22 protein-coding genes and 1 riboswitch are annotated in these 25,281 nt (G+C 59.4%); of the genes, 12 read left to right on the forward strand and 10 right to left on the reverse strand.

What is annotated here, in order from left to right; genetic code table 11:
• Positions 1-111 precede the first annotated feature (111 nt).
• The 3 genes from AAAX73_RS07015 to AAAX73_RS07025 form a co-directional block, all read right to left on the reverse strand.
• A complete protein-coding gene (locus tag AAAX73_RS07015; RefSeq protein WP_343001261.1) occupies positions 112-642 on the reverse strand; it encodes a nitroreductase family protein in 531 nt (176 codons plus the stop codon).
• A gap of 281 nt (positions 643-923) precedes the next feature.
• Positions 924-1,547 carry a DUF47 family protein gene (locus AAAX73_RS07020; protein ID WP_035137980.1) on the reverse strand — a complete coding sequence of 208 codons (624 nt, stop codon included), beginning with the start codon at positions 1,545-1,547 and terminating at the stop codon, positions 924-926.
• A gap of 67 nt (positions 1,548-1,614) precedes the next feature.
• On the reverse strand, positions 1,615-2,664 hold the full coding sequence (locus AAAX73_RS07025; RefSeq protein WP_343001259.1) for an inorganic phosphate transporter: 1,050 nt from the start codon (positions 2,662-2,664) through the stop codon (positions 1,615-1,617).
• A gap of 248 nt (positions 2,665-2,912) precedes the next feature.
• Between AAAX73_RS07025 and AAAX73_RS07030 the strand changes: the two genes are divergently transcribed.
• The 4 genes from AAAX73_RS07030 (at position 2,913) to AAAX73_RS07045 (ending at position 6,018) form a co-directional block, all read left to right on the forward strand.
• On the forward strand, positions 2,913-3,251 hold the full coding sequence (locus tag AAAX73_RS07030) for a hypothetical protein (protein ID WP_343001258.1): 339 nt from the start codon (positions 2,913-2,915) through the stop codon (positions 3,249-3,251).
• Positions 3,252-3,330: 79 nt separating this feature from the next.
• Entirely contained in the window at positions 3,331-4,026 is a 696-nt protein-coding gene (locus AAAX73_RS07035) for a Bax inhibitor-1 family protein (protein ID WP_343001257.1), read from the forward strand.
• A gap of 136 nt (positions 4,027-4,162) precedes the next feature.
• Positions 4,163-5,281, forward strand: a complete 1,119-nt coding sequence (locus AAAX73_RS07040; RefSeq protein WP_349125478.1) for a TIGR02452 family protein — start codon at positions 4,163-4,165, stop codon at positions 5,279-5,281.
• Between the two features lie 77 nt (positions 5,282-5,358).
• The gene (locus tag AAAX73_RS07045) at positions 5,359-6,018 is read left to right on the forward strand and encodes an SGNH/GDSL hydrolase family protein (RefSeq protein ID WP_349125479.1); all 660 of its coding nucleotides are present in this window, start codon (positions 5,359-5,361) and stop codon (positions 6,016-6,018) included.
• Between the two features lie 252 nt (positions 6,019-6,270).
• Here the strand turns inward: AAAX73_RS07045 and thiD are convergent, their stop codons facing one another.
• Complete coding sequence (gene thiD / locus AAAX73_RS07050) at positions 6,271-7,101, reverse strand: bifunctional hydroxymethylpyrimidine kinase/phosphomethylpyrimidine kinase (RefSeq protein WP_349125480.1); 831 nt, start codon at positions 7,099-7,101, stop codon at positions 6,271-6,273.
• A gap of 178 nt (positions 7,102-7,279) precedes the next feature.
• Positions 7,280-8,614, reverse strand: coding sequence for a phosphomethylpyrimidine synthase ThiC (thiC, locus tag AAAX73_RS07055; RefSeq protein ID WP_349125481.1), 1,335 nt, complete (start codon positions 8,612-8,614; stop codon positions 7,280-7,282).
• Positions 8,607-8,722, reverse strand: a riboswitch (TPP riboswitch). Its footprint overlaps the gene before it by 8 nt.
• A 63-nt stretch (positions 8,723-8,785) precedes the next feature.
• Between thiC and AAAX73_RS07060 the strand changes: the two genes are divergently transcribed.
• The gene (locus AAAX73_RS07060) at positions 8,786-9,307 is read left to right on the forward strand and encodes a hypothetical protein (RefSeq protein WP_349125482.1); all 522 of its coding nucleotides are present in this window, start codon (positions 8,786-8,788) and stop codon (positions 9,305-9,307) included.
• A gap of 40 nt (positions 9,308-9,347) precedes the next feature.
• On the opposite strand, the gene AAAX73_RS07065 is transcribed toward AAAX73_RS07060, so the two are convergent.
• Entirely contained in the window at positions 9,348-10,157 is an 810-nt protein-coding gene (locus AAAX73_RS07065) for a YaaA family protein (RefSeq protein ID WP_349125483.1), read from the reverse strand.
• Positions 10,158-10,261: 104 nt separating this feature from the next.
• Complete coding sequence (locus AAAX73_RS07070; RefSeq protein ID WP_349125484.1) at positions 10,262-11,659, reverse strand: aminopeptidase; 1,398 nt, start codon at positions 11,657-11,659, stop codon at positions 10,262-10,264.
• A 166-nt stretch (positions 11,660-11,825) separates the two neighbouring features.
• Here AAAX73_RS07070 and polA point away from each other — a divergent pair, with 166 nt between their 5' ends.
• The gene (gene polA / locus AAAX73_RS07075) at positions 11,826-14,576 is read left to right on the forward strand and encodes a DNA polymerase I (protein ID WP_349125485.1); all 2,751 of its coding nucleotides are present in this window, start codon (positions 11,826-11,828) and stop codon (positions 14,574-14,576) included.
• 279 nt (positions 14,577-14,855) lie between these two features.
• On the opposite strand, the gene AAAX73_RS07080 is transcribed toward polA, so the two are convergent.
• Positions 14,856-15,683: an HAD family hydrolase gene (locus AAAX73_RS07080; RefSeq protein WP_349125486.1), complete on the reverse strand. Its 828-nt coding sequence runs from the start codon at positions 15,681-15,683 to the stop codon at positions 14,856-14,858.
• Between the two features lie 554 nt (positions 15,684-16,237).
• On the opposite strand from AAAX73_RS07080, the gene AAAX73_RS07085 reads away from it, so the two are divergent.
• The 4 genes from AAAX73_RS07085 (at position 16,238) to ndk (ending at position 20,207) form a co-directional block, all read left to right on the forward strand.
• Positions 16,238-17,464, forward strand: a complete 1,227-nt coding sequence (locus AAAX73_RS07085; protein WP_349125487.1) for an argininosuccinate synthase — start codon at positions 16,238-16,240, stop codon at positions 17,462-17,464.
• Positions 17,465-17,697: 233 nt separating this feature from the next.
• Positions 17,698-17,868 (forward strand): hypothetical protein, encoded by a 171-nt coding sequence (locus AAAX73_RS07090; RefSeq protein ID WP_349125488.1) that lies wholly within the window; start codon positions 17,698-17,700, stop codon positions 17,866-17,868.
• A 119-nt stretch (positions 17,869-17,987) separates the two neighbouring features.
• A complete protein-coding gene (gene argH / locus AAAX73_RS07095) occupies positions 17,988-19,418 on the forward strand; it encodes an argininosuccinate lyase (protein WP_349125489.1) in 1,431 nt (476 codons plus the stop codon).
• Positions 19,419-19,802: 384 nt separating this feature from the next.
• Entirely contained in the window at positions 19,803-20,207 is a 405-nt protein-coding gene (gene ndk, locus AAAX73_RS07100; protein WP_055251725.1) for a nucleoside-diphosphate kinase, read from the forward strand.
• A gap of 177 nt (positions 20,208-20,384) precedes the next feature.
• On the opposite strand, the gene rpiB is transcribed toward ndk, so the two are convergent.
• Complete coding sequence (gene rpiB, locus AAAX73_RS07105; protein ID WP_349125490.1) at positions 20,385-20,852, reverse strand: ribose 5-phosphate isomerase B; 468 nt, start codon at positions 20,850-20,852, stop codon at positions 20,385-20,387.
• 272 nt (positions 20,853-21,124) lie between these two features.
• Here rpiB and AAAX73_RS07110 point away from each other — a divergent pair, with 272 nt between their 5' ends.
• Positions 21,125-22,444, forward strand: a complete 1,320-nt coding sequence (locus AAAX73_RS07110) for an L-serine ammonia-lyase, iron-sulfur-dependent, subunit alpha (RefSeq protein ID WP_349125491.1) — start codon at positions 21,125-21,127, stop codon at positions 22,442-22,444.
• Positions 22,445-22,633: 189 nt separating this feature from the next.
• Here AAAX73_RS07110 and AAAX73_RS07115 read toward each other — a convergent pair whose 3' ends face one another.
• Positions 22,634-23,392 (reverse strand): HAD family hydrolase, encoded by a 759-nt coding sequence (locus tag AAAX73_RS07115; RefSeq protein WP_349125492.1) that lies wholly within the window; start codon positions 23,390-23,392, stop codon positions 22,634-22,636.
• A gap of 314 nt (positions 23,393-23,706) precedes the next feature.
• On the opposite strand from AAAX73_RS07115, the gene rpsA reads away from it, so the two are divergent.
• Positions 23,707-24,873: a 30S ribosomal protein S1 gene (gene rpsA, locus AAAX73_RS07120; RefSeq protein WP_022095232.1), complete on the forward strand. Its 1,167-nt coding sequence runs from the start codon at positions 23,707-23,709 to the stop codon at positions 24,871-24,873.
• The last annotated feature ends 408 nt before the right edge of the window (positions 24,874-25,281 follow it).

The following is a 25,281-nucleotide window of genomic DNA, read 5'->3' on the forward strand; positions in this document are numbered from 1 at the left end:
TTTGTGGCTGCATACGGGTTGGGAAACAAAACGCCGAGCTCTGCGTGCGATAGGGCAGAACTCGGCGAAAGGGTGAGCGGTAAAAGGTAGATTTTAGGGCATGCGCAAGAACTACTTGAGGAGGAAGTCGGAGAGGGGAATGGTACGGGCCTCGCGATGCTCGGGATCGGCGATGTGGTCGGCAGGATAGCCGCAGACGAGCATGTGATAGGGATAGACGCCCTCGGGCAGGTTGAACCGCTCTCGGGCTAGCTCGGGCTTAAAATGGCATACCCAACACGTTCCCAGGCCTTGCTCCTCGGCCTCCATCATCATTTGATCGCAAACAATCGAGGTGTCGATAGCGCTGGAGTTCATCTGGTCATAGGGGCGAACCCAAGCGTCGTCGGTAACGCTGCAAATGAGGAAGATGAGCGGAGCGCCAAAGATGGACCCATCACGAGCAAACCGAGGCTGACAAGCAGCCGCCTTCTCCAAAAGCTCGGGTGTATCCAACACCATCACACGGGTTGGATGATTATTACAAGCAGAAGGAGCAATACGCCCAGCCTCAACAATGGCATCCACCACAGCCTGCTCCACAGCCCGAGCCTCAAACAAACGACAAGAATACCGAGACCGAGCCAGATCCAAATACCCCATAACCAAACCCTCCAAAGTCAGCGAATCAATCCAAGGTAAATCAAAAGGTACCCAAGGCTACGCTCAGCCAAACGCTCAATGCAGCCCCAAAGTATCCAATCGGGCATAAAAGGCCGCATCATCCAGGTTCCCATCGCATTCTAACCATCAGCCAAAGTTCCCAATGGTGGTATGTAAGGCGAAGGGCCGGCACCTGTTTACTTTCGAACGACTCTGCCACGCAGCCGGAGTGAGAAAGCAAACAGGTGCCGGCCCTTCGCCGCCGGGACACATACCCCCAATTAACTGTTCTTCATGACAATCGAATCCACGACATCAGCCACATTCTCGCAGCAGTCGGCGCAGTACTCCAGGAAAGCGTAGACGTCACGCCAGGCGATGACCTCGAGCGGGTCCTTGCCATTGACGTGCAGGTTGCGCATAGCGTTGATGTAGAGCTCATCGGCCTCGGACTCAATGGTGTTGATCTGGATGACCAGCTCGCGCAGGGTCTTGGACTTGCGGTAATTAGGCAGCTCGACCATAAGGTCCTTCATGGCGCGGCAGGCGTCGGTCACCTTGTGGGCGATGACAATGGCATCGGGGTGGATGCTCTGGATGTTGGTGAAGTAGACGCGCTGCACGACGCCCTCGATACGGTCAAGCACAGTGTCGAGCGAGCAACTCATCAGGTCCAGATCCTCGCGCTCAAGCGGGGTGATAAAGGCAGTGAGCAGGGCATCCTCGAGCTCATGGTGCTTCTTGTCGGCCGCATGCTCAATCGCATGCATCTCCTCGAGCATGTCGTGGATCTGCGCGGGATCAAAGTTCTCAAAAATCTTGATGAGCAACTCTGCGGCCTGGACAGCAAGGTCGGCGCAGGCGACGTAGTTGTCAAAGTAGAACGAATCGGGTTTCTTTGCCATGAGTGGGTCCTTTCGAGGCGAAGACGGGTGGGCGAGGTATTGCGGTCCGGATGGACGTTCGGTTTGACTAGATGAACATCATGAACAGCTTGGCCATGACAAAGCTGATAAGTCCGCAGGCGGGGAAGGTGAAGAACCAGGTGAACATCATGTCCTTGACGACACCGAAGTTGATCGCCGAGAGGCGCTTGACGGCACCGACACCCATAATGGCGCAGGTCTTGATGTGCGTGGAGGACACGGGGATGCCGGTGAGCGTGGCAAGCAGCAGGTTTGCGGCGCCCGCCAGGTCGGCGGAGAAGCCCTGGTACTTTTCGAGCTTGACCATGCTCTGGCCGACAGACTTGATGATGCGCTCACCGCCCACGCTGGTGCCGATGCCCATGGTGGCCGAGCACAGCAGCATGATCCAGATGGGGATGCCGGCGTCGCCGACGCTCGTCTGTCCGCTGGCAAAGGCGACACCTAAAAAGAGCACGCCGATAAACTTTTGTCCATCTTGCGCGCCGTGCATAAAGCTCATGGCCGCGGCACTTGCGATCTGAGCATATTTAAAGAAGACATTGGCACGTCGCCTGTTGGCGGCGGCGAAAAGAATCGAGACGAGCTTGCACAGGACCCAGCCCATGATAAAGCCCAGGCCGATGGAGAGCGCCAAGCCGTAGATGACCTTCATCCACTCGTGGACGTTGACGCTGCTCGCGCCGCCGAGGGCGATTGCGGCACCGGTCAGGCCGGCGATAAGGCTGTGGCTTTGCGAGGTGGGGATGCCAAAACGCGATGCCGTGGCGCCGTAGACGACGATGGAGAACAGCGCCGCGCAGAGGCACGCGAGCGCCATGGTGCTGTTTCCGCCAAAGTCGACGATATGTGAGATGGTGTTGGCGACGCTCGCGTTAAAGTGCGTCATGATGAGCACGCCGAGGAAGTTGAATGCGGCGCTCATGAGAATGGCTGCGCGGGCGGGCATGCAGCGCGTGGTGACACAGGTCGCGATGGCGTTGGGCGCGTCGGTCCATCCGTTGACGAAGATAGCGCCGAGCGCGAGGATCACGGTGACGGCAAGGACTGGGTTCGACACAATTTGGCCGAGGAAGGCTGAGAACGTTACGTCCATATATGGGCTTTCTCGAAGTTTGCAGGCACGTTACAAAAACATGATAAATCGTATCACCTCCTGCGGGTTTCTTTACCGAGTTCTGATGGGAGAAGTGAATTTTTTGGCACTAACATTGAATATTTGCCCTGTTGACCGCGGGTGTTCTTTTTGCTAGCACGCCATGAGGACACGTGCGCGCCCCAACATCCCAAAACCACAGCCTGTTCGCTTTACAATATGCAAACATGCGTTCGATAATAGGAGGCATGGAATATCGACAGACAGATGGTAAAACTCGACGCGTGCACAAGCAGTATGTGGACGTCGTGGCCCGCATCCTCGCGGGCGGACAAGTCGTGCCGGTTACCGTCTGCTGGGTCGACGGTCGCTGTTTTACGATCGACGAGATTGTCTCATCCACCGGTTTTGGCCTAACGGTTCACGGCATTCGTACGGCAACCTATAAGGTTCGTTTTGGTGGGCATGCGACCGAACTGTATCTGGAAGAACAGGCGCGCGAGCGACCGGATGGCTCGCAGGCCCATCTGATGCGTTGGTGGGTGTGGGCATTCGACCGTACGCTCGAGAGCGGGCGCCGCAGGTAAGAGCGCGCGGCATTCGGGTACAATGGCAGGAATCTTGTCACCTACGGCGCTGTCGCGGCGCTTTTGAAAGGACGATATTATGAACGATATCCAGGGTTATCAGAACGGCCCCATTGAGACCGGCGCAAGCCGTGCCAAGGAGATGTCGCCGCGTGCGTACAACCTTGCCATGTCTGCCCTGATCTTTTTGGGCTTTTGCGCCATGGGTGCCGGTGCTTACTTTACGAGCACCATGGCGTTTGCCCGCATGATGATGAGCGGCGCCGCCTTGCCGCTGGTCTTTGGCTCGTTTATTTTGACCATCGTCGGCATGGTCATGATGTCGGCCGCCGCGGGCAAGCAGTCTGTGGGTCTGTCCCTTGTGGGCTACGTAATCTTTGCGAGTACCTTTGGCCTGACCGCGTCGTTTGGCCTTGCCAATTACGACCTGCCCACCATCAACACTGCCTTTATCGCCACGGCCGCCATCACCTTTGTCTTTGGTGCGCTGGGCGTGACCTTCCCCAAGTTCTTCCAGCGTGTGTACGGCATTGGTTTTGGCATCCTGCTTGCCACGATTCTGGTCGAGATCGTGCTGATGTTTATGGGCGTCTCGCAGTCCATCACCGACCTGATCGTGATCGTGGTGTTCGCCGGCTTTATTGGCTACGACACCTATGTGGCCACGACGGTGCCGCCCACGCTGCCCAACGCCGTGCTCATGGCATCCAACCTGTTCGTGGACATCATCAACGTGTTCCTGCGCATCCTGAACATCCTTGGTCGTCGCGACTAGTGCCAAATTGCAGCGGTGCTTGCGCACGTGTAAATCGATGCGGAAGGCGGTCCTTCGGGGCCGTCTTTTTTGTGCGTGGCGGGGTATCATGGATGGAAAAGCCGATAGCGGCAGAGACCGAGAAAGGTGACCACTTATGGCAGACGTTGACAACAGGAACCGTAACCGCAGACCCAATCGCGCAGGGCAGCCCAATCCCAAGCGCGAGGCCCGTGCCAAGGCCGCCGAGCGTCACGTGGCGACTGTGTCCGAAGCGTGCGCCAAGGATATCGAGCGCTCGCTTGCAGGCGTGCGCGAGTTCGACGGTATGCCTGCCGGCTTTGTCGCGGCGATGAAGGCCAAGGCCCAAGCGGCTGCGGCTGCCGAGGAGCAGGTCGCCGAGGAGTCTGAGGCCGCCGAGGTTGCGTCTGCCGAGGCTGAGGCCGTGGCCGAGCCTGCGCCCGCAGAGGAGGCCGCGGAGACCGAGCCTGCGCCTGCCGCTGAAAAGCCTGCTCCGGTCCTGCCCGAGGTCACCGTGCTCGACGCCTCTGCCACGCAGGCCATTCTGGATAACGGCCGAGGCTACGCGCAGTTCTGCGACATGGCCGTGCTCGCCTTTGCCTCGTTCACCAACCCGGGCGGTGGCTACATCCAGGGCTATCTGGGCCAGGAGGCCACGCTCTGTGCCGATTCGTACCTGTACAACGTGCTCGATAAGCAGCGCAAATGGTACGGCGAGAACCGTCGCCGCAACATCAACTGCGAGCTTTACCGCAACCGTGCGCTGGTGGTGCCTGCGGTGCGCTTCGACCGCAATCACGTACATGCATATGCTGACGTGATCGTTGCCGCCGCGCCCAACGCCAAGCGCGCTCGCCAGGAGTATCGCGTGGGTGACGATGCCTTGCTGGATGCCCTGCGCGATCGCATCCGCTTTGTGCTTGCCATCTGCGATGAGCTGGGTCGCGAGAAGCTCGTGCTGGGCGCTTGGGGCTGCGACAACAACGGCTTTGACGCCGAGGCCGTGGCTGAGCTCTTCCGCAAGGAGCTTGCGTCGGGCGACTTCAAGGTCAAGCAGGTCTTCTTTGCCGTGCCTTCTACGCGTTGGGACGAAGACTTTGCCAAGTTCGAGCACGTGCTGGCAAACTTCCCCGAGCGCAACGAGGAGTCCTATGCCCAGGTTGCCGCTCGCGCTGCGGCTGCTCGCGCCGCCGAGCAGGCCCAGGCTGCTGCCGAGGACGATGAGGACGAGGACGATTGGCGCAAGTACCTGTAATCGGTACGTGCCGACAGATAGGTCGAGCCGGCGGGAGGGCTGCTTCCGTCGGCTTTTTACTAAAGGAAGGGCTTACGATGAAAAACGTTCTGTGCTTTGGTGACAGCAATACCTATGGCTACGATCCGGCAGGTATGCGCGACGGCACCGCGGTGCGCTATGCGCACGATGTGCGCTGGTGCGGCGTGGCACAGCGTGACCTGGGCGAGGACTGGCACGTAATTGAGGAAGGCTTAAACGGCCGCACGACGGTGCGCGACGATATGTGCCATCTGGATACTAATCTCAACGGTATTCGCGCGTTGCCGATGCTGCTCGAGGCCCATAAGCCGCTGGATGCGATCGTGATTATGCTGGGCACCAACGACTGTAAGACGGTCTTTAACGTGACAGCTTCCGATATCGCCCGTGGCGCCATGGCGCTGATTCGCGCTGTCCGCGCGTTTCCGTGGACCGACGCTGCGCCTTGTCCGCGCATTCTGCTGATGGCTCCTATCAAGATCAAGCCGCAGATCGCCGATGTGTATATGACCGACTTTGACGAGCACTCCGTCGAGGCCTCGGAGCATTTTGCCGAATACTATAAGTATGTTGCCGAACAGTTTGGCTGCGACTTTTTGAATGCCGCCGATTTTGCCGAGCCGGGCGATATCGATTATCTGCACATGATGCCGGAAAGCCACGAGAGCCTGGGCCACGCCGTGGCAGCCAAGCTCAAAGAGATGCTCGGAGAGTAGTACGGCCCAAAGCAGTACAAAAGTTCCCCTTGCGGTGGCTTGTTTCGTTGGTTTGTCTTGATCTGTAACAGTTGTAAGGCTGAAAACGGGCTAGATGTTACAGATCGAGATTATTTAGGTCGATATCGGTCGTTTGTCTCGATCTGTAACATCTAGGGTCGATTTTGCCGAGCTACTGTTACAGATCGAGATGTTTGTGGGAACCACCGCAAAGGTGTCTGCCCCCTTTGCGGTGGTTTTGGGCCGCGAATCTTAATACTGCCACATGTGATTGACGGGGCCGGAGCCTCTGCCCATGTCAAAGCCGGCGGCCAGAGCGCCCGTTAGGTAGGCCTTGCCGGCGTTGGCGGCATCGGCAAGATCCATGCCCTGGGCCAGCGCGCAGGCGATGGCGGACGAAAGCGTACAGCCGGTGCCGTGCGTGTTATTGGTGTCGATACGCTTGTGACGGAACCACGTGGTGAGCGGATCGCCCAGATGGTTGCCCTCGTCATCGAGCGGCGCGGGCTCTGCTAGCACATCGTTGGCTTCGTTGACAAAATGCCCGCCCTTAACGAGGGACGCGCAGCCAAAGCGGCGGGTGAGGAGCATGGCGGCATTTTGCTGCGTGCGCTCGGAATCGACCTCGTAATCGAGCAGTGCCATGGCCTCGGGAATATTGGGCGTGATGACGGTCGCCAGTGGGAACAGGCGACGGGTAAGCGCTTCGGCGGCGTCCTCTGCGATCAGGCGAGCGCCCGAGGTGGCGACCATGACGGGGTCGACGACGATATTTTGTGCGTCCCAGGCACTCAGGCGGTCGGCGATAACCTCGATAATCTCGGCAGAGGAGACCATGCCGATCTTGACGGCGCTGGGTCGAATATCGTCAAAAACGGCATCGATCTGCGCCGCGACAATGTCCGGGGAGATATTCTGCACGGTGGTGACGCCGAGCGTGTTTTGTGCGGTGATGGCTGTGATGGCCGTCTCGGCATACAGGCGGTGCGCCGTGATGGTCTTGATGTCGGCCTGAATGCCGGCACCACCGCTGGAATCGGATCCTGCGATGGATAGAACGGCGGGTACCTTACTGCGATCCATGTTCGCTCCCTTGTTCGGTCGGATTCAAATGGGTCTTTAAGCCTGCATTATAAAGTTGCCCGGGCCGGCTGTATGCCGATCCCGGGCGGGCGGTGCAATCTTTACGTAAATGTAAGAAAATGTTCACATGTCAACAATTGACGAACACCTTGTGGCCGTTTGTGGCTCCGGTGACGAGTTAGTCCTCCATGCCGAGGTCGATCGTCGTGCCTTCGAACACCTTGTTAACGGTGCGGACGGCGCACATCTTGCCACACATGGTGCAAGTGCCCTCGGTGGCGGCGGGGGACTCCTCGTAGCGCTTCTTGCCCGTAACCGGGTCGAGCGCGCACTTCCACATGGCGTCCCAGTCGAGCTTGCGGCGTGCCTGGCCCATCTTGTCGTCCATGTCGCGGGCGTGGGGCACCTTCTTGGCGATATCGGCGGCGTGTGCGGCGATCTTGGTGGCCATGAGTCCATCGAGCACGTCTTGGGCGTTGGGGAGGCACAGGTGCTCGGCCGGCGTCACGTAGCACAGGAAGTCGGCGCCGGAGCTGGCGGAGATGGCACCACCGATGGCGGCGGTGATGTGGTCATAGCCCACGCCGATATCGGTCACCAGCGGCCCGAGCACATAGAACGGGGCGTTGTGGCACAGACGCTTCTGCAGCTTCATGTTGGCGGCGATCTCGTCGAGTGCCATGTGACCCGGGCCCTCGACCATGACCTGGACGCCAGCGGCCCAGGCACGCTTGCACAGCTTGCCCAGCTCGATCATCTCGGCGGTCTCGGTGGCATCGTTGGAGTCGTAGAGGCAGCCCGGGCGGCAGGAGTCGCCGAGCGAGATCGTCACGTCGTACTCGTGGCAGATCTCGAGCACCTCGTCGTAGAACTCGTAGAAGGGGTTCTCGTTACCGGTGACTTCCATCCAGCCAAACAGCAGCGAGCCGCCGCGACTGACGATGTTCATGAGGCGGCCGGTCTCCTTAAAGGTTTTGATGACCGACTTGTTGATGCCGCAGTGGATGGTCATAAAGTCCACGCCGTCCTCGGCATGAGCGCGCACGACCTCGAGCAGATCGTCCTTGGTGAGCTTGACCAGCGGCTTTTCCATGTAGCCGATGGCGTCATACATGGGGACGGTGCCCACCATAAGCGGCGTCTCGTCGATGAGCTGCTGGCGGAACTGGTGCGTCTTGCCCGAGTTGGAGAGGTCCATGATGGCGTCGGCGCCAAAGTCCTCGGCGATCTTGACCTTCTTCCACTCCTCGGCGGCATCGGCCTTGTCGCCCGAGATGCCCAGGTTGACGTTGACCTTGGTGGACAGGCCCTCGCCGACACCAAAGGCGCGCATGCCCTTTTTGATATGCACGATGTTGGCGGGAATGGCGATGCGGCCGTCTGCCACGCGCTCGCGGATGTACTCGGGGTCGCGATGCTCGCGCTCGGCAACCTCCTTCATCTGCGGCGTGATCTGCCCGGCGCGGGCGAAGTCGATTTGCGTGACGAGCTTGGGCTCGGTCTGTGTGCTCATTGGCACGGCTCCCTTCGTTGGCATTACCCATATCAGGTTTGCGGGTCAGGGCGGGCGCGCCCAGTCTCAGCCTGCCGTCTTGTCCTGCAAGCTCCCCGTTTATGTGGTGGGCTCAAGTATAGCCTGAATGGGTACGATTGACGCGATGAGCATGCCCGTGGGGAGGCGAACATGGAAGACAAACATCTATATCGAGAGACGCAATGGGATGTATCGGCCGAGGAGAGCCGTGCCCATTATGGACTGGTCGCAATTGGTTTTGCGATCCTTGTCGTGATGGTGATTGCCTTTTGTATTTGGACGTTTGGCGGTCGCGGCGGCGCTGCCTGGGAGTTTGAGGCCGATGATAGCCTACCGATTATGGCGGTGAGGAGTACTGGCGGTAATGCCAATACGCTCGCCATTCCGGGCGATTATTGGTACCCGCGCGATGAGTTTGTGCAGTTGCAGTTGAGCGGTGGGTCCATTCCTGGTGAGGAAATCGAACGCGTGACGTATGATGCGACGCTCAAAACACTGACGGTGAAGCTCAAAGATCAAGGAGATGTGCCCACGACCATGGATATCGCCCTGACGGAATGGCGTCTTGAGCCTCCGTCGGGCGTCAAGGTGTCCGAGGTGGAGCATGTCAAGATTACCTATCAGGACGGTTCGACAAATGAAATTGCCAAAGCCGACGGCTTGGCGGAATAGACGCCGTGCCTAGGCAGCACATTCAAAAGTAGCGGTGGTTCTACAAGGTCTGTTCGTTCAGGAAGACCAAAGTGTTTTTATTTGAAAGCTCGGGAAGGTGACGATAGCCAACGTCGAACGCGGTGAGCCCGCTTACATCCTCGAGCTTGTTTTCTGCCATCCAGCGCACCATGGAGCCGCGTGCCTTTTTGCTGGCGGTCGATCGCTGGATGGGCTTGCCGTTGCGGACACCTTCGCCAAAGAGACAAGTGACGGTTGTGGCGTCGCCTGCGAGATGGGGTAGAACGGCCTTGGCGTACTCCACGCTGGCAAGGTTGACGACCGTGGTGTTGGAGTCGGTCGGCGCAATGGCGCATGCAAGTTTGTCGCCCCAAAACGCATAGAGGTCTCGGGCATCGTCGACGGAGAGCTTCGCTCCCATTTCGAGCCGATAGGGCGACACGCCGTGGAAGGGGCGCACGCATCCATAGAGTCCCGAGAGGATCCAGAGATGGCTTTGCAGCCAGTCGAGCTGTGCGGCATCCATGACCTCGGGCGCCATGCTTTGGTATTGGATGCCGTGGTAGGACATGACGGCAGGGGAGAGGTGACGGGCGAGTGCGGGATTGTCGAGATCGCCGTTTTTCAGGATGGGCCCGAACTCATGCAGGGTGTTGAGACAAGGCCCCAGCAGTTTGTCGCTCACGTTCCATAGCGCCTGCAGGCCGCCGCTACCTTCATTTCGTTCGATATCTAGCAGCGCGCGGTGGAGGCGAGCCGCCTCGTGCACAAAAGGTGGAACGCCCAGGACTTCAAAAGCATCTTGGGCCGCGCGCATCTGCTTGGCGGGCGAAATGATGACCTGCAGCATGGACGCTCCTCTGCCAAAGAAGGAAGTTGCGGTGGAATACAGTCAGTTTTGGCCGTTTATGGGCCAGTTTAGTCCGTATTTCACCGCAACTGATGAAGGGTTGGTTAGGCTCGCTCGATAAAGGCCTTGTAGCCGCGGTAGGCCTCGTAGATGTCGGCCTTGTTGGCGACCTCCCACAGGGCGTGCATGGACAGGACGGCAACGCCGGAGTCGATGACGTTCATGCCGTACTTGGCCATGATGTAGGCGATGGTGCCGCCGCCGCCCGCGTTGACGCGGCCGAGCTCGCAGGTCTGGAAGTCCACGCCGGCCTCGTCCATGATGTCGCGGACGAGGGCCACGTACTCGGCGTCGGCGTCGTTTGAACCGCCCTTGCCGCGGCTGCCCGTGTACTTGTTAAAGCACAGGCCACGACCCATAAAGGCGGCGTTCTTGGTTTCGAACTTGCCGGCATAGCCCGGGTCGAAGCCGGCAGACACGTCGGAGGAGAGCATGCGGCTGCGGGCGAGTGCGCGGCGTAGGGTCAGCGGGCTATCCTCGCCGGCGAGCGTCATGATCTCGGCGACGGTGTTCTCGAAGAAACGGCTCGTCATGCCGGTGGCACCTACGGAGCCGATCTCCTCCTTATCGACGATGAGTGTGATGCTCGTGCGCTCGACATTGGCCACATTGATCTGGGCGAGCATGGAGGGGTAGGCGCAGACGCGGTCGTCGTGGCCATAGCCCAAAATCATGGAGCGGTCGAGGCCCATGTCGCGGGCGGGGCCGGCGGGCACGACCTCGATCTCGGCGGAGAGGAAGTCCTCCTCCTCGACGTCGTACTGCTCCTTGAGGATGTCCAGGAACATCTGCTTGACGGGCTCCTTGGGGGCGTCCTTGTCGTCCTCGTCAAACTTGACGGGACGGCCGCCCACGATCACGTCGAGAATCTCGGCGTCGACGGCGTCCTTGGCGGGCTTGGACATCTGCTCGCTCGAGAGGTGGATCAGCAGGTCGGAGATGGTAAAGACCGGGTCGTCCGCCTTGTCGCCGATGTTGATGTCGACGGTGGTGCCGTCCTTTTTGCAGATGACGCCCACGAGTGCGAGCGGGGAGGCCACCCAGTGGTAGCTCTTGACGCCACCGTAGTAGTGCGTGTCGAGGTAGGCCATGTCGCCGGCCTCGAAGGCGGGATTCTGCTTAAGGTCCAGGCGCGGCGAGTCCACGTGGGCGCCCAGGATGTTAAAGCCCTGCTCGAGCGGGGCGGTGCCAAGGTTGACGAGCATAAGGTCCTTGCCGTGGTTGGCGGCGTACACCTTGTCGCCTGCCTTGAGCTCGCGGCCCTCGGCAATCACGGTCTCCAGATTGACGTAGCCCGCCTCCTCGGCCATCTTGATGCCGGTTTTGACGCACAGGCGCTCGGTCTTGTTCTCGCTCAAAAACTGCTTATAGCCGCGGCAAAGCTCCTCGAGCTCCTCGACTTGCTGTGGCGTGTACTTTTTCCATGCGCAGGGACGCTCCATGACGCAGGCTCCTTTCGGATCGATCGTGCTGGTTGATGTACCGTGAGCCATCGTATCACGCGCGGGCTCACGGTGGCAGGGGAGCTTGATGTGCTGTGGCCGCGGGGCAGGGAGCGTGTAAACTGGTGTGAGCAAACCGTGCCCAGCCCAAAGCGAGGTATTCAATATGTCTGACAAGCGCCGCACCTTTGCCGTTATTGACGGCAACTCGCTCATGCACCGCGCCTTCCACGCCGTGCCGCCGACCATGAACGCGCCGGACGGTCGCCCCACCAACGCGATCTTTGGCTTTCTGAACATGTTTCTCAAGATGATCGATGCCTTTAACCCCGACGGTGTGGTCGTGGCGTTTGACAAGGGCAAGCCACGCGTGCGCATGGAGATGCTGCCGCAGTATAAGGCGCAGCGCCCTCCCATGGACCCCGATCTGCACGCGCAGTTTCCGATGATCAAGGAGCTGCTCGGTGCGCTCAACGTGCCGATTCTGCAGTCCGAGGGCTGGGAAGGCGACGATATCCTGGGTACCATGGCTCGCCTGGGCGAGGAGGCCGGCTGCGACATGCTGCTGGTGACCGGCGACCGAGACATGTATCAGCTCGTGACCGAGCACGTCAACGTGGTCTCGACCCGCAAGGGCCTGTCCGACGTGGCGATCATGACGCCCGAGAGCGTGGATGACCTGTATCACGGCATTACGCCTGCGCTCGTGCCCGATTTTTACGGCCTGAAGGGCGACACGTCCGATAACATCCCCGGTGTGCCGGGCATCGGCCCCAAAAAGGCGAGCGCGCTTATTGCGCAGTACGGCAGCTTGGACGAGGTCATCGCGCATGCTGACGAGGTCAAGGGCAAGATGGGCGAGAACCTGCGTGCGCATATCGACGATGCGCTGCTGAGCCGCAAGGTCGCAACCATTCGCACCGATGCGCCTGTCGAGCTCGACTTTGACGAAACGTCCTTCCCGGCGTTTTCTGCCGATGAAGTGTCCGCGGCACTGGGAGCACTCGGCATTACGGCCATGCAGAACCGTTTCTTGTCATTGATTGGTGGCGAGGGTGGGGCTGCGGTCACCGCCAGCGCGTTTGAGATTCCCCCCGTTATGCGCGCTGCCGCCGGCGATGCCGAGGCGCTCGCTGCCGTTGCCGCCGAGGTTACTCGTGCGATCGAGGCGGGCGAGTGGATTGCCGCCGTGGTGGACGATGACAAGGAGGAGGGTGCGCTCTTTGGCCTGACGCGTACGCTGTGGCTGGCGACGTCCAAGGGGCTGCTTGCGCTTGAGGAGGGCGACGGCGGTACCACTGCCGTAGTCGATGGCTTCAACTTCGCCCACGGCGTCATTGCCGGCGTGCTTGCGCGCCTGTTTATGGAGGGCCGCGTGGCGAGCCCGGACATGAAGGCGCTGCTGCACGAGCTTTCGCCCATCGATTCTTCCGAGTCCGAGCTCATGGATCCGCTGACAGTCGATTCCATGCGCATCTTCGACACCGTGGTCGCCGCCTACCTGTTGGATTCCGACCGCTCCGAGTTTGACGAGGCGTATCTGGCCGATACCTATCTGCAGATGGCGCTGCCCGCGGCGCGCGGTGCAGAGGGTGCCGGCGAGGACGCTCCGGCGCCCGCCGCTCGCACGGCGGCCTTGACGCTGGCGCTGGTCGCACCGCTGCGCGACCGCATGGCCCGCGAGAACGCCGCCAACGTGTTCGACGGCATCGAGATGCCGCTCGTGCCGGTGCTTGCCAAGATGGAGCGCGCGGGCATGCTCGTGGATCCCGACCGCCTGCGCAATCTGTCCGAGGGCCTGGCGACCCAGATTACCGAGGTCGAGCGCAGCATTCGCGATCTGGCGGGTGATGAGACGTTTAACATCGGTAGTCCCATGCAGCTCTCACATGTGCTGTTTGACGTTATGGGGCTTCCGACCAAAGGCCTCAAAAAGACCAAGCGCGGCTACTATTCGACCAACGCCAAGGTGTTGAGCGACCTTGCCCGTGACCACGAAATCGTGCGTCTGATCTTGGACTGGCGTGAGAAGTCCAAGATCAAGTCCACCTATCTGGACACGCTGGGCCCGCTGCGCCGCGGTGACGGTCGCGTGCACACCACGTACAACCAGACCATCACGGCAACGGGACGCCTGTCCTCGAGCGACCCGAACCTGCAGAACATCCCGACGCGCTCGGAGCTGGGCCGTACCGTCAAGACGGCGTTTTCGGCAGGCGAGGGCAGCGTCTTTTTGGCGGTGGACTACTCGCAGATCGAGCTGCGTCTGCTGGCACATCTCTCGGGTGACGAGCACCTGGTGCGCGCCTTTAACGAGGGCGAGGACTTCCATGCCGAGACGGCCGCGCGCGTGTTTGGCGTGCCGGTGTCCGAGGTAACGCCCGACTTGCGCAGTCGCGCCAAGGCCGTGAACTTTGGCATCGTGTATGGTCAGCAGGCTTATGGTCTGTCGCAGTCGCTGCATATCTCGATGGCCGAGGCGCGCGACATGATCGACCGCTACTACGAGGCCTACCCGGGCGTGCGCACGTTCCTAGACAACGTGGTGGTACGTGCCAAGCAGACGGGCTACGCCGAGACCATGTACGGCCGCCGTCGCCACATTCCGGAGCTCAAGGCCAAAAACCCGCAACTCCGCGGCTTTGGCGAGCGCACGGCAATGAACCACCCCATGCAGGGCACAGCCGCCGACATCATCAAGATTGCGATGGCCCGCGTGAGCCGCCGTCTGGAAGAAGAAGGCTTTGCCGCCCACATGATCTTGCAGGTGCACGACGAACTGGACTTTGAGTGCCCCATCAACGAAGTCGAGCGCCTCACAGCTATGGTCCGCGACGTCATGGAGCACGTAGTAGACCTACGCGTACCCCTAATCGCCGAAGCTTCGACTGGAGTAACCTGGGCAGACGCCAAATAAGGGCACACCCACAATCCCAAAGTAATCAAAACCAGAAGGGGGGCTCCTTGCCAACAAGGAGCCCCCCTTCATTCAATTAAATTCAGCCAAAGTATCTAGGCGCCAAGACGCTATCTTGGCGGCAAGCAAGTCACCGCAGGACCTGGCCGGGCGAGGCGGGTAAGTTTTTCGTAGATTCCGCACGAGCCGGAAAGCACTTAATGTGCTTTCCGAGCGAGCCCAGGACCTGACCGAGCGAAAAACTTACCCGCCTCGCCCGGCCAGGTCCGACGAGCCACGTTAACGAGCCGCCAAGATGGCGTCGATGAGCGTCAGTACGCCCCCGTCGTTGTTGCTCGGAATGCGCCATTTGGCATGCGCGTTCATGTGCTCCTCGGCATTGTCCACGATAAAGCTATGTCCGACGCGCTCCAGCATGGGGATATCGTTGTACGTATCGCCCACGGCGGCGGCGTCGGCGATATCGATGTCCAGGTGCTCGCACAGGTGCGCGACGCCGGCGCCCTTGTCGACGCCCAAGTTCATGAAGTCGATCCACTCGCGCCCGGCGTTGGTGACGTAGAGCTTGTCCGAGAACTCGGGGCTATAGGTCTCGCGGAATGCGGGCTCGGCATCGTAGGCGGGGAAGAAGATCGAGATCTTGTTGGACTCGATATCAATGCCCTCAAAGCTGTCGACGTAGTTGATTGTGTTGTAGTAGACGCTGATCTCGTCGTGGTATTGATGGTCGCGGGCAAGCACGTAGAACTCGTCAAAGCAGCACAGGACGGGGACAGCGCGAGGATCCTCCGAGGCGCGGCTCAAGACCTGCTGGTACAGCTCCACGTCGATAATGCTCTTATAGATATAGCTGCCACGATAGATCACGCATGCGCCGTTGTCGGGACAAAAGGCGAGGCGGTTCTTGATGCCCTCGAACATCTCTTCGAGCTTGGGGGCGGGACGTCCGCTGGCGGGGCAGAATACGATGCCGGCTTCGGCGAGCTTGTCCAGGCGTTCGTCAAGGCCTTGCGGCAGCACGCGCTCGTCGGTCAGCAGTGTCTTGTCCATGTCGACGGCGATGAGCTTAATGTTTCCGATATTGGCGTCCGATTCGTAAGTTTGCATAAAAGCGAGCCTTTCGTTTCGAAATTGTTTCAGACGTTATAACCATCAACTCGTAGTCAGGCGTATTTTCGCAGGATTGGCGCGCGTTTGCATCTTCATTCACAAAGTAATGAAAAAACTTTTCAGAAATATGAATTTGTCGCTTGTACAGCAGGCACTTTAGCGTAATATAGCGACCATCGAAAACGGAGACGGAAAAACAACCGTTTACCGAGGAAAAGGTACCGTTTACGATATAAGAATTGCGCCCGGCGATAGGTGAAAGGAGAGGCAGATGCAGTTCGTAAAGATCATCACTACTGCAGACAATGCCATCCGACGCCAGCGCGCAATTTCCCGACGACGATAACAATCGTCTCTGTCCGCATGGGGCGAATTGCCTCAACAGAGTCATTTTGAGGTCGTTGGGTTTTAGCACGACATTGCTGCATGTTTCTAGGGCATGTATGTGCTGATTTTTGCTATTTAACCTGATATTGCACGGTATATGACCTTGAAATGACTTGCAACTGACCGATGTTCTAACTAGCTACCAAGGGCGAAAGGAAACAGCCATGAGCAAGGAAAAAGTCGTTCTCGCATATTCCGGTGGTCTTGATACATCCGTATGTGTCAAATGGCTCCAGGACGAGAAAAATCTCGATGTCGTTTGCGTCTGCGGCAACGTGGGCCAGGAGGAGACCGGCCTGGATGCCAAGAAGCAGAAGGCTCTCGACCTGGGCGTTCTCGATTGCCAGGTGCTCGACCTGCGCGACGAGTTCTCCGATGAGTTCCTGACTAAGGCCATCGCCGCAAATTCCATGTACGAGAACAAGTACCCGCTGCTCTCCGCTCTGTCTCGCCCGCTGCTCGCCAAGAAGCTTGTCGAGGTCGCTCACGGGTTTGGCGCGACCTACGTCGCCCACGGCTGCACCGGCAAGGGTAACGACCAGGTTCGTTTTGAGGCTGCGGTCAAGGCCCTCGACCCCGAGCTTAAGGTTATCGCCCCCGTTCGCGAGTGGGATCTGAAGTGCCGTCCCGACGAGGTCGCCTATGCCCACGCCCACAACGTGCCGGTTCCCGAGGGTGCCAACGACAACCCCTATTCCATCGACGACAACCTGTGGGGTCGTGCCATTGAGTGTGGCCACCTGGAGGACCCCTGGAATGAGCCGCTCGACGACGCCTGGGTTATGACCAAGAATCCCGAGGACACGCCCGACACCCCGACGTATACCGAGATTGAGTTTGAGGTCGGCAAGCCCGTCGCCGTCGACGGCAAGAAGATGAAACTCTCCGAGATCGTCATCGCCCTCAACAAGATTTCGGGCGACAACGGCTTTGGCCGTCTCGACCTGGTTGAGGATCGTCTGGTGGGCCTCAAGAGCCGCGAGTGCTATGAGGTTCCCGGCGCCCTGACGCTCATTACCGCCCATAAGGCACTCGAGGACATTTGCGTTGAGGGCGACCTGCTCAAGACTAAGATTAAGCTCGAGCAGGATTGGGCCACCGCCGTGTACAACGGCCAGTGGTACAGCCCACTCAAAAACGCGCTCGACGCCTTTATGGCCGATACCCAGAAGTTCGTGACCGGCACCGTCCGTCTGAAGTTCTTTAAGGGCAATTGCCATGTCGTTGGCCGCAAGAGCCCGTTTAGCCTGTATGACTACGGCCTGGCCACCTACGACCGCGACACCACGTTTGACGAGAAAGCCAGCGCCGGCTTTATCGAGATCGATACCTTGTCGCTCAAGACGTGGGCTAAGGTCCAGGGTCCCAGCTCTGCTGCCGCCCAGGCTTAAGTCTTCCTTTCCTTGGTATCCGCGCGGCCCATCCGCGTGATACATAACGGGCGCACGGGGTCCCTACCTTTCGTTATGCTTGCTGACACTTCTTAACATCGGTGGCCCCTACGTTCCGCCCGCATATATGATGCCGCGACTGCGGCTGAGTCCGAGCCCCGCCGGGGTTGTCCGGCGGGGCTCCTTCTATCAATTTGGCGGCTCTGCGCCTATATATATGAGGAGTATCCATTATGTTCGATGCTATCGCGCATGCCTTACTTGTCCTCGCGCCCGTGTTCGATGCTGCAAAGGTCGAGGACGTTCCTATGAGCCTGAAGGCCTGGATCGACGATTCGCAGGGCAACATCCGGAGGGAGACGTTGGGCGCCAAGTGCATGGCGCGTCACTTCTTTGCAAATTAGCTACATGATCCCGCGCACGGCGGGGAATGTGTAAAACTAGCGGTTGAAAAATCGCTTTAGCGACAGGGCGCATTGCTTTGGGCGCATGTTTTTGGTATTTGATGAAAGGGGACGGTTCTATGGCTCTTTGGGGCGGTCGTTTTGAGGCGGGCGTGGCCGAGGTCACGCAGGAGTTTGGCGCGTCGCTGCCGGTCGACAAACATCTCTATAAGCAGGATATCGCCGGATCTAAGGCACATGCCAAGATGCTGGCGGCCCAGGGCATTATCAGCGCCGAGGACGAGCAGGCGATTGCCGAGGGCCTGACCGGAATCGAACAGGATATCGATGCCGGCAACTTCACCTTCGACATCAACGACGAGGACATTCATATGTCCATCGAGAGCGAGCTGACGCGTCGCATCGGCGAGGCGGGCAAGCGCCTGCATACCGGGCGTTCGCGCAACGACCAGGTGGCGACCGATACGCGCCTGGGCGTCAAGGCGCTGGCCAAGGAGCTTATGGAGGCCAATCTTGAGCTGCGTCACGTGCTGGTGGATGCGGCCAAGAAGTACCACAAGGTGATTCTGCCGGGCTACACGCACATGCAGCACGCTCAGCCCGTGCTGCTGTCGCACCATCTGCTGGCGTATTCCTGGATGTTCGCGCGCGACTTTACACGCCTGCAGGCCGCCTTTGATGCCGCCGACAACTGCCCGCTGGGCGCTGCCGCGCTTGCCGGTACGAGCTATCCGCTCGATCGCCAGATGACGGCTGCCGAACTTGGCTTTGCGGGCGTGATTCCCAACTCGCTCGATGCCGTTTCTGACCGTGATTTCCTCCTCGACCTGCATTACGCCGGCTCCGTCATGGCCATGCACCTGTCGCGTCTTTCCGAGGAGATCGTGCTGTGGTCGAGCTCCGAATTTGGCTTTATCACGCTTTCCGACTCCTACTCCACGGGCTCGTCCATCATGCCGCAGAAGAAGAACCCCGACTTTGCCGAGCTTATCCGCGGCAAGAGCGGCCGAGTCTATGGCAACCTGGTGCAGCTGCTCGTGACCATGAAGGGCCTGCCGCTCGCTTATAACAAGGACTTGCAGGAAGACAAGGAGGGCGTGCTCGATACCGCCCATACGCTCATGCAGTGCCTGTCCGTTATGTCCGGCATGATTTCGACCTGGACCGTCAACGAGGATGCCATGGCGCGCGAGTGCGGCGTGGGGCACCTTGCCGCTACTGATGTTGCCGATTACCTGGCCAAGCGTGGTCTGCCGTTCCGCGAGGCACATGCCGTGGTGGGCCATCTGGTCCTGATGTGCGAGAAGCGCGGCTGCAATCTTGAGGACCTGCCGTTTGAGGTGTTCCATGAGGCAAGCCCGCTCTTTGAGCACGATATTACCGAGGCGCTCGACATCCCGTCGATTGTCGCTGCGCGCACGACCGAGGGCGGCACTGCTCCTGCTGCCGTTGCCGTACAGCTGCAGCGCGCCGAGGCGCAACTCGTTGCCGACGAAGGTGTGTTTGGATCGCTGACTAAGGTCGTCGAGATGGGCCACGGGGCAAAGTAAGGGTTTGGCTGAAGCGTTTTGGCCATGTATTGATAAATCGTTGTTGCTTTTACGGGCGTCTGCTGCTGCGGACGTCCGTATTTTGTTGCAATGGGGAAAGGGCTTGTCGAGAACTTCTGTAGGACCTTTGGGCAGGTTGTGAAGGGGGTACGTTCACGGGAGGCAATCGACCGTCCGCTCGGTTCGATGCGGTTGATGCGCGGTCGGATGGTACTCTAATCGGGTTTTGAAACAGAAGTGACACATATGGAACGTTTTAATAAATTGTAGCGTTTCAAAAATCAGCTTTTTGTTTAACTGCAGCTAAAACTCTGTTACGATGCAGTCCAGGCGGGTGCCGGAATGGGACTTGGGCACGCGCGAACCTACTTGAAAGGCTACCTTATGGCTATCGAGAAGACCTTCATCATGATTAAGCCCGACGCCGTGCGCGATCGCAAGATCGGCGAGATCGTTGCTCGCATTGAGCGTAGCGGCCTTGTCATCGAGCGCATGGAGATGACCACGCTCGAGCGCGCTACCGTCGAGGAGCACTACGCCCATCTGGCCGATAAGCCCTTCTTTGGCGGTCTCTGTGACTTTATGACGAGCGGTCCGGTCGTCAAGATGGTCGTTTCCGGTCTCTCCGCTGTCTCCAAGATGCGCACCCTTATGGGCGCTACCAACCCGCTTGATGCTGCCCCCGGCACCATTCGTGGCGACTTCGCTGTCGATGTCAACGCCAACGTGATTCATGGCTCCGACTGCCTGGAGAACGCCGAGATCGAGATCAAGCGCTTCTTTGGCTAAACCAGCTTTGACTCCTTAAAGCTGTTAGCGTGTGGCTTTGGCGCCGCGGAACTCCATCCGCGGCGCCCTTTTTATTCCAGTAGATTTTTGGTAAACGCCTAGAAATCTACTAAAGAGCCCCCGTCCGGATGTGTGTTCCGGACGGGGGCTGGCGTTAGCGTATGGCTTTGTAGGTCTTTAGGCCTCGTCGACGACCTTGAGGCCGCGCGTGTGGTCGATCTCGTTGAGGAGATTGACGCGACGCTCGTGGCGGCCGCCCTCAAACTCGGCGTCGAGCCACTCATCGACAATCATCTTGGCGAGCTCGGAGCCCACGACGCGAGCACCAAAGGCGAGCACGTTGGTATTGTTGTGCATGCGCGATAGCTTGGCGCTGAAGGGCTCGGAGCACACGACGGCGCGTACGCCCTCGACCTTGTTGGCAGCCAGGCTAATCCCGACACCGGTGCCACAGATCAGGATGCCTAGGTCGACATCGCCGTTGGCAACGGCCTTACCCACCTTGTAGCCGGCGATGGGGTAGTCGAAGCTCGCGGAGGTGTCGGTGCCAAAGTTCACGACCTCGCAGCCGCGCTCCTTCAGGTGCTCGGAGATGATGTTCTTGAGCTCGACGGCGGCGTGATCGTTACCGATACCGATCTTCATAGATGGTTCCTCTCTGTTCTGTGCGGCGCAAATGCTAAAGGTGTTTACCGCTTTCAACTGCATGATAGCGCGACTTTTGCGTAAACGCTCGGGCGTTATTTGTTCAAATGCTTTAGCATGCAACAAGACCGGCTTCTCATGAATGAATGCCGCCAGTTTGCGCCTGAACGCCGTCTACCGGAACCTGGGTTGCGGTTTTTGATGCATTGTTATCAAATAAAAGAGCTAACTATTAATGAGAGCCCAGCCCGTTATATAAGTAGGAGATACCTATGCCTGCCGATTCCCTTCGCGATACCGCGTTTTGCGATGTTTTGAACCGCGAGCTTGTCTGCGCACTCGGCTGCACCGAGCCCATTGCCGTTGCCTATGCAGCGGCGTTGGCGAGCCAGACGCTCGGTTGCGAACCCGATCATATGGACGTTGCCTGCTCGGGCAACATCATCAAGAACGTTAAGAGCGTGACCGTGCCCAACTCGGGCGGCATGCACGGTATTGAAGCGGCGGCCGTGCTGGGTGCCGTGGGCGGCGACGCCAAGAGCGCGCTCGAGGTGCTCGAGAGCGTTGACGATAAAGACCGTGCGCGCGTGGCCGAGCTCCTCGCTGACGCCGGCTACAGCGATGTGTCGCTTGTCGAGGGTGTGCCCAACCTCTACATCAAGGTGACTGCCACGGCCGGGGGCCATACCGCGGTCGTCGAGATTACCGACCACCACACCAATGTCACGTGCCATACGCTCGACGGTATTCCGGTATGCGGCAAGCCGGCGGGGGAGTGTGCCGCCTGCGCCGAGCGCGTGGTGGCCGAGCGCGCGGCGGATAACGCCGATACGCCCATGTCGATTGAGTCAATCATCGACTTTATCGAGGACGGCGACATTGAGGGCGCCCGCGCTGCCGTTGAGCGTCAGATTGAGCTGAACGGCGCGATCAGCGCCGAGGGCCTGGCGCACGCTTGGGGTGCCGAAGTGGGCCGTACGCTGCTGGGTGCTCGTGCCGATGACGTCGCCTGCCGTGCCCGTGCCCGTGCAGCCGCCGGGTCCGACGCCCGCATGAACGGCTGCGCGCTGCCGGTCGCCATTGTGTGCGGTTCGGGCAACCAGGGCATTACCTGTGCATTGCCCGTTATGGAGTATGCCGAGTACCTGCGCTGCGACCACGATCGCCTGGTGCGCGCCGTGATGCTGTCCGATCTTATCGCCGTGCATATCAAGAGCTATATCGGTGCGCTCTCGGCGTTTTGCGGTGCTATTTGCGCCGCGTGCGGCGCCGGCGCCGCGATTACCTGGCTGTGCGGTGGCACGCGCGAGCAAATTGGCGCGACGGTTTCGAACACGCTCGGCAACGTGGGCGGCATCGTGTGCGATGGCGCCAAGGCAAGCTGTGCCGCCAAGATTTCCGCTGCCGTCGATGCGGCGATTCTGGGCCATGATATGGCCATGCAGGGCCGCGGCTTCCGTGCCGGCGAGGGCTTGATCCAGGATACCGTCGAGCAGACAATCGCCAGCATGGGCTACGTGGGCCGCGTGGGCATGAAGGATACCGACGTCGAAATCCTCAACATCATGATCGGCAAAACCCAAGTCTGTTAGTTACGCGGTTTTACCAAACCGCGTAACCAGTCGACGCTGCAAACGCCCCTAAGCGGCAATCTACCTTTCAATCGTCGGGCATGGCCAGAAGGCCTATGCCCTCCTCTTTCAAGGCACATTGCTCGCTTAGGGGCGTTTTCGCTGACTTATGCTCAACCTGCGGCGCTATTTTGTTTGGAGCGAGGGGTCCTATGACAGTTCGTCGGCTACTTGGTGTTCGTAGAAGGCTTCGATTACGGCGTTGAAGTCGCGGGCGAAGTCTTCCATGGTTCCGCGCCAGGTGGCTCGGCTGGGCTTGCCCTGGCCCACAAAGGCGGTTTGGATGCCACAATCGGGGGACGGGAAGTCGCGCTTGGGATCGTTGCCCACCATAAGGACCTCGTGCGGCTTGAGCCCCATCACCTGAAGCTGTTCAAGATAATAGGTGGCATCAGGCTTGCAGCGGGTGGCGTTTCCCATGTGCGTGACGAGCTCAAAGGGAGCGTCAGCCAGGTCGCCCCAACCCATGCGGCACTCGATGGCCCCCTGGGGAAAGCTGGGGTTGGTAAAGAGCGCGCAACGCAGCCCTGCGTCCTGTACGGCCTGGAGCGCGGCGTGTGCGCCCGGCATGGCGTGGGCGTTAATGATATCGTCGTTCTTGTACGGAAGAACTTCGCGCTCGTAGTAGGTAAACGCCTCGTAGATGAGGGGATCGGAGAGGCAGATGCCGCATCGGCGCTCGACCTCGGCGCGGTAAAACTCAAGATTGGTACGATTGTCCGTGCCGCTTCGGCGGTTGGCGTTGAGGTCGACCAGGATGGTACCGAGGCGTGCCATCGTGCCACCGCGGCTGCGGCGTCCGATATCCGCGAGCATCGACGAGACATCCTTAAAATAGCGAAGGATGAACGCGTTGAGGTTGATGCTAAGAAGCGTCTCGTCCATATCGAAAACGACTGCTTTGAGCACGCGGGCACCTTTCTCGATAAATCGTTCCAGAATCGTTGCTCCGGATACTTTACCCCAAAGCCGTATGCCTAACTGCCTATCGTCAACTTATGGGGACGGTCGTCCACAAGATTGCGAAAAAGTCTCCATACGAGTAAAAAATCGCAGTTCACGCTTGAAATCGAAATGATTTCCCCGTAACCTATACGAACGTGATTGCATAAGCGTCACATTAGTATCTGTCGGCTCCCGAGTGTTCCTAAACGTTGTGTGCTTGTCGCACCCTTCTGTAGGTCCTAGCAATCGGGGCCCCGTAGTTCGAAAGGGGTCCACCTTTGAGTGAGATTCAGAACTCGTCCATTTTCTCTCTTGACGATGTCAACGAGGAGGAGATGAACAACCTCATCGACGGTACGATTACCGACTTTGATGAGGGCGATCTCGTTAACGGCACTGTCGTTAAGATCGAGCATGACGAGGTGCTCGTTGACATCGGATTCAAGTCCGAGGGCGTTATCCCGGTCCGCGAGCTGTCCATCCGCAAGGACGCTAACCCTGCAGACATCGTTGCACTCGGTGATCCCATCGAGGCTCTGGTTCTCCAGAAGGAGGACAAGGACGGTCGTCTGGTCCTGTCCAAGAAGCGTGCCGAGTATGAGCGTGCTTGGAACCGCATCGAGGAGAAGTTCAACTCCGGCGAGAACGTCGAGGGCGAGGTTATCGAGGTTGTCAAGGGCGGCCTGATCCTCGACATCGGCCTGCGTGGCTTCCTGCCCGCATCCCTCGTCGACCTCCGTCGTGTCAAGGACCTCACCTCCTACATGGGCACCCGCATCGAGGCCCGCGTCATCGAGATGGACCGCAACCGCAACAACGTCGTCCTCTCCCGTCGCGTCGTGCTCGAGGAGTCCCGTAAGGCCGAGCGCTCCGAGATTCTGTCCAAGCTCAAGTCTGGCATGCGTCTCCAGGGCACCGTTTCCTCCATCGTCGACTTCGGCGCCTTCGTCGACCTCGGCGGTATCGACGGCCTCATCCACATTTCCGAGCTCTCCTGGAACCACGTCAACCATCCTTCCGAGGTTGTCAAGGTTGGCCAGGAGGTCGAGGTCGAGGTTCTCGACGTCGATCTCAACCGCGAGCGCATCTCCCTGGGTCTCAAGCAGACCACCGAGGATCCGTGGCGCGCACTGGTCAAGAAGTACCCCGTCGGCGCTATCGTCGAGGGCACTGTGACCAAGCTTGTCCCGTTCGGCGCTTTCGTCGACCTGGGCGAGGGCATCGAGGGCCTGGTGCACATCTCCGAGATGGCCAACAAGCACGTCGACCAGCCTTCTCAGGTCACCCACGTGGGCGACAAGGTTCAGGTCAAGGTCATGGAGATCGACCTCGACCGTCGTCGTATCTCCCTGTCCATGAAGTCTGCTGCTGAGACTCTGGGCGTCGAGATCGAGGTTACCCCGCTGCCTTCCGAGAAGAAGGACGAGGAGACCGACGCCGAGTAAATCGGTTTGACGATCACTTGTTTTAAGGGATCCGTCCGCAATGGACGGGTCCCTTTTTGCATTTCCTGCCGAGATGCGCGATGCTGCCCGTGTGCAATGCTGTCCGGTCTGTCTGCTTGCTATTGGGTTGTCGGTGCATGAAAAAATGCCGACATCCCGCCTCGGGGAGGAGGCGGGAACGCACCGAGTAGACGGAGGGGTGCGGAGCGCGATCGTGTCTCGACTGACGACGTTGCCCATCGACGACTCTATTGTACTGCATAGCGCGGTTCTTGGTTTATGGTTGATTTCCGATCTCAGCCGAACACATTGAGCAAATAGGCCATTCCCGCAGTTAGCCGAACGCCCCCGCGGCCCCTCCTGGGGCCCGGGGGCGCCGTTTTCCCAGTTGAAGGAACGGTGGAGATG

This window comes from Collinsella sp. CLA-ER-H9 (assembly GCF_040092295.1).
GTDB lineage: Bacteria > Actinomycetota > Coriobacteriia > Coriobacteriales > Coriobacteriaceae > Collinsella.

Bases quoted from the DNA above. Each gene is read 5' to 3' on its own strand.
- AAAX73_RS07015 (WP_343001261.1), bottom strand. From the start codon at position 642: ATGGGGTATTTGGATCTGGCTCGGTCTCGGTATTCTTGTCGTTTGTTT.
- AAAX73_RS07020 (WP_035137980.1), bottom strand. From the start codon at position 1,547: ATGGCAAAGAAACCCGATTCGTTCTACTTTGACAACTACGTCGCCTGC.
- AAAX73_RS07025 (WP_343001259.1), bottom strand. From the start codon at position 2,664: ATGGACGTAACGTTCTCAGCCTTCCTCGGCCAAATTGTGTCGAACCCA.
- AAAX73_RS07030 (WP_343001258.1), top strand. From the start codon at position 2,913: ATGGAATATCGACAGACAGATGGTAAAACTCGACGCGTGCACAAGCAG.
- AAAX73_RS07035 (WP_343001257.1), top strand. From the start codon at position 3,331: ATGAACGATATCCAGGGTTATCAGAACGGCCCCATTGAGACCGGCGCA.
- AAAX73_RS07040 (WP_349125478.1), top strand. From the start codon at position 4,163: ATGGCAGACGTTGACAACAGGAACCGTAACCGCAGACCCAATCGCGCA.
- AAAX73_RS07045 (WP_349125479.1), top strand. From the start codon at position 5,359: ATGAAAAACGTTCTGTGCTTTGGTGACAGCAATACCTATGGCTACGAT.
- thiD (WP_349125480.1), bottom strand. From the start codon at position 7,101: ATGGATCGCAGTAAGGTACCCGCCGTTCTATCCATCGCAGGATCCGAT.
- thiC (WP_349125481.1), bottom strand. From the start codon at position 8,614: ATGAGCACACAGACCGAGCCCAAGCTCGTCACGCAAATCGACTTCGCC.
- AAAX73_RS07060 (WP_349125482.1), top strand. From the start codon at position 8,786: ATGGAAGACAAACATCTATATCGAGAGACGCAATGGGATGTATCGGCC.
- AAAX73_RS07065 (WP_349125483.1), bottom strand. From the start codon at position 10,157: ATGCTGCAGGTCATCATTTCGCCCGCCAAGCAGATGCGCGCGGCCCAA.
- AAAX73_RS07070 (WP_349125484.1), bottom strand. From the start codon at position 11,659: ATGGAGCGTCCCTGCGCATGGAAAAAGTACACGCCACAGCAAGTCGAG.
- polA (WP_349125485.1), top strand. From the start codon at position 11,826: ATGTCTGACAAGCGCCGCACCTTTGCCGTTATTGACGGCAACTCGCTC.
- AAAX73_RS07080 (WP_349125486.1), bottom strand. From the start codon at position 15,683: ATGCAAACTTACGAATCGGACGCCAATATCGGAAACATTAAGCTCATC.
- AAAX73_RS07085 (WP_349125487.1), top strand. From the start codon at position 16,238: ATGAGCAAGGAAAAAGTCGTTCTCGCATATTCCGGTGGTCTTGATACA.
- AAAX73_RS07090 (WP_349125488.1), top strand. From the start codon at position 17,698: ATGTTCGATGCTATCGCGCATGCCTTACTTGTCCTCGCGCCCGTGTTC.
- argH (WP_349125489.1), top strand. From the start codon at position 17,988: ATGGCTCTTTGGGGCGGTCGTTTTGAGGCGGGCGTGGCCGAGGTCACG.
- ndk (WP_055251725.1), top strand. From the start codon at position 19,803: ATGGCTATCGAGAAGACCTTCATCATGATTAAGCCCGACGCCGTGCGC.
- rpiB (WP_349125490.1), bottom strand. From the start codon at position 20,852: ATGAAGATCGGTATCGGTAACGATCACGCCGCCGTCGAGCTCAAGAAC.
- AAAX73_RS07110 (WP_349125491.1), top strand. From the start codon at position 21,125: ATGCCTGCCGATTCCCTTCGCGATACCGCGTTTTGCGATGTTTTGAAC.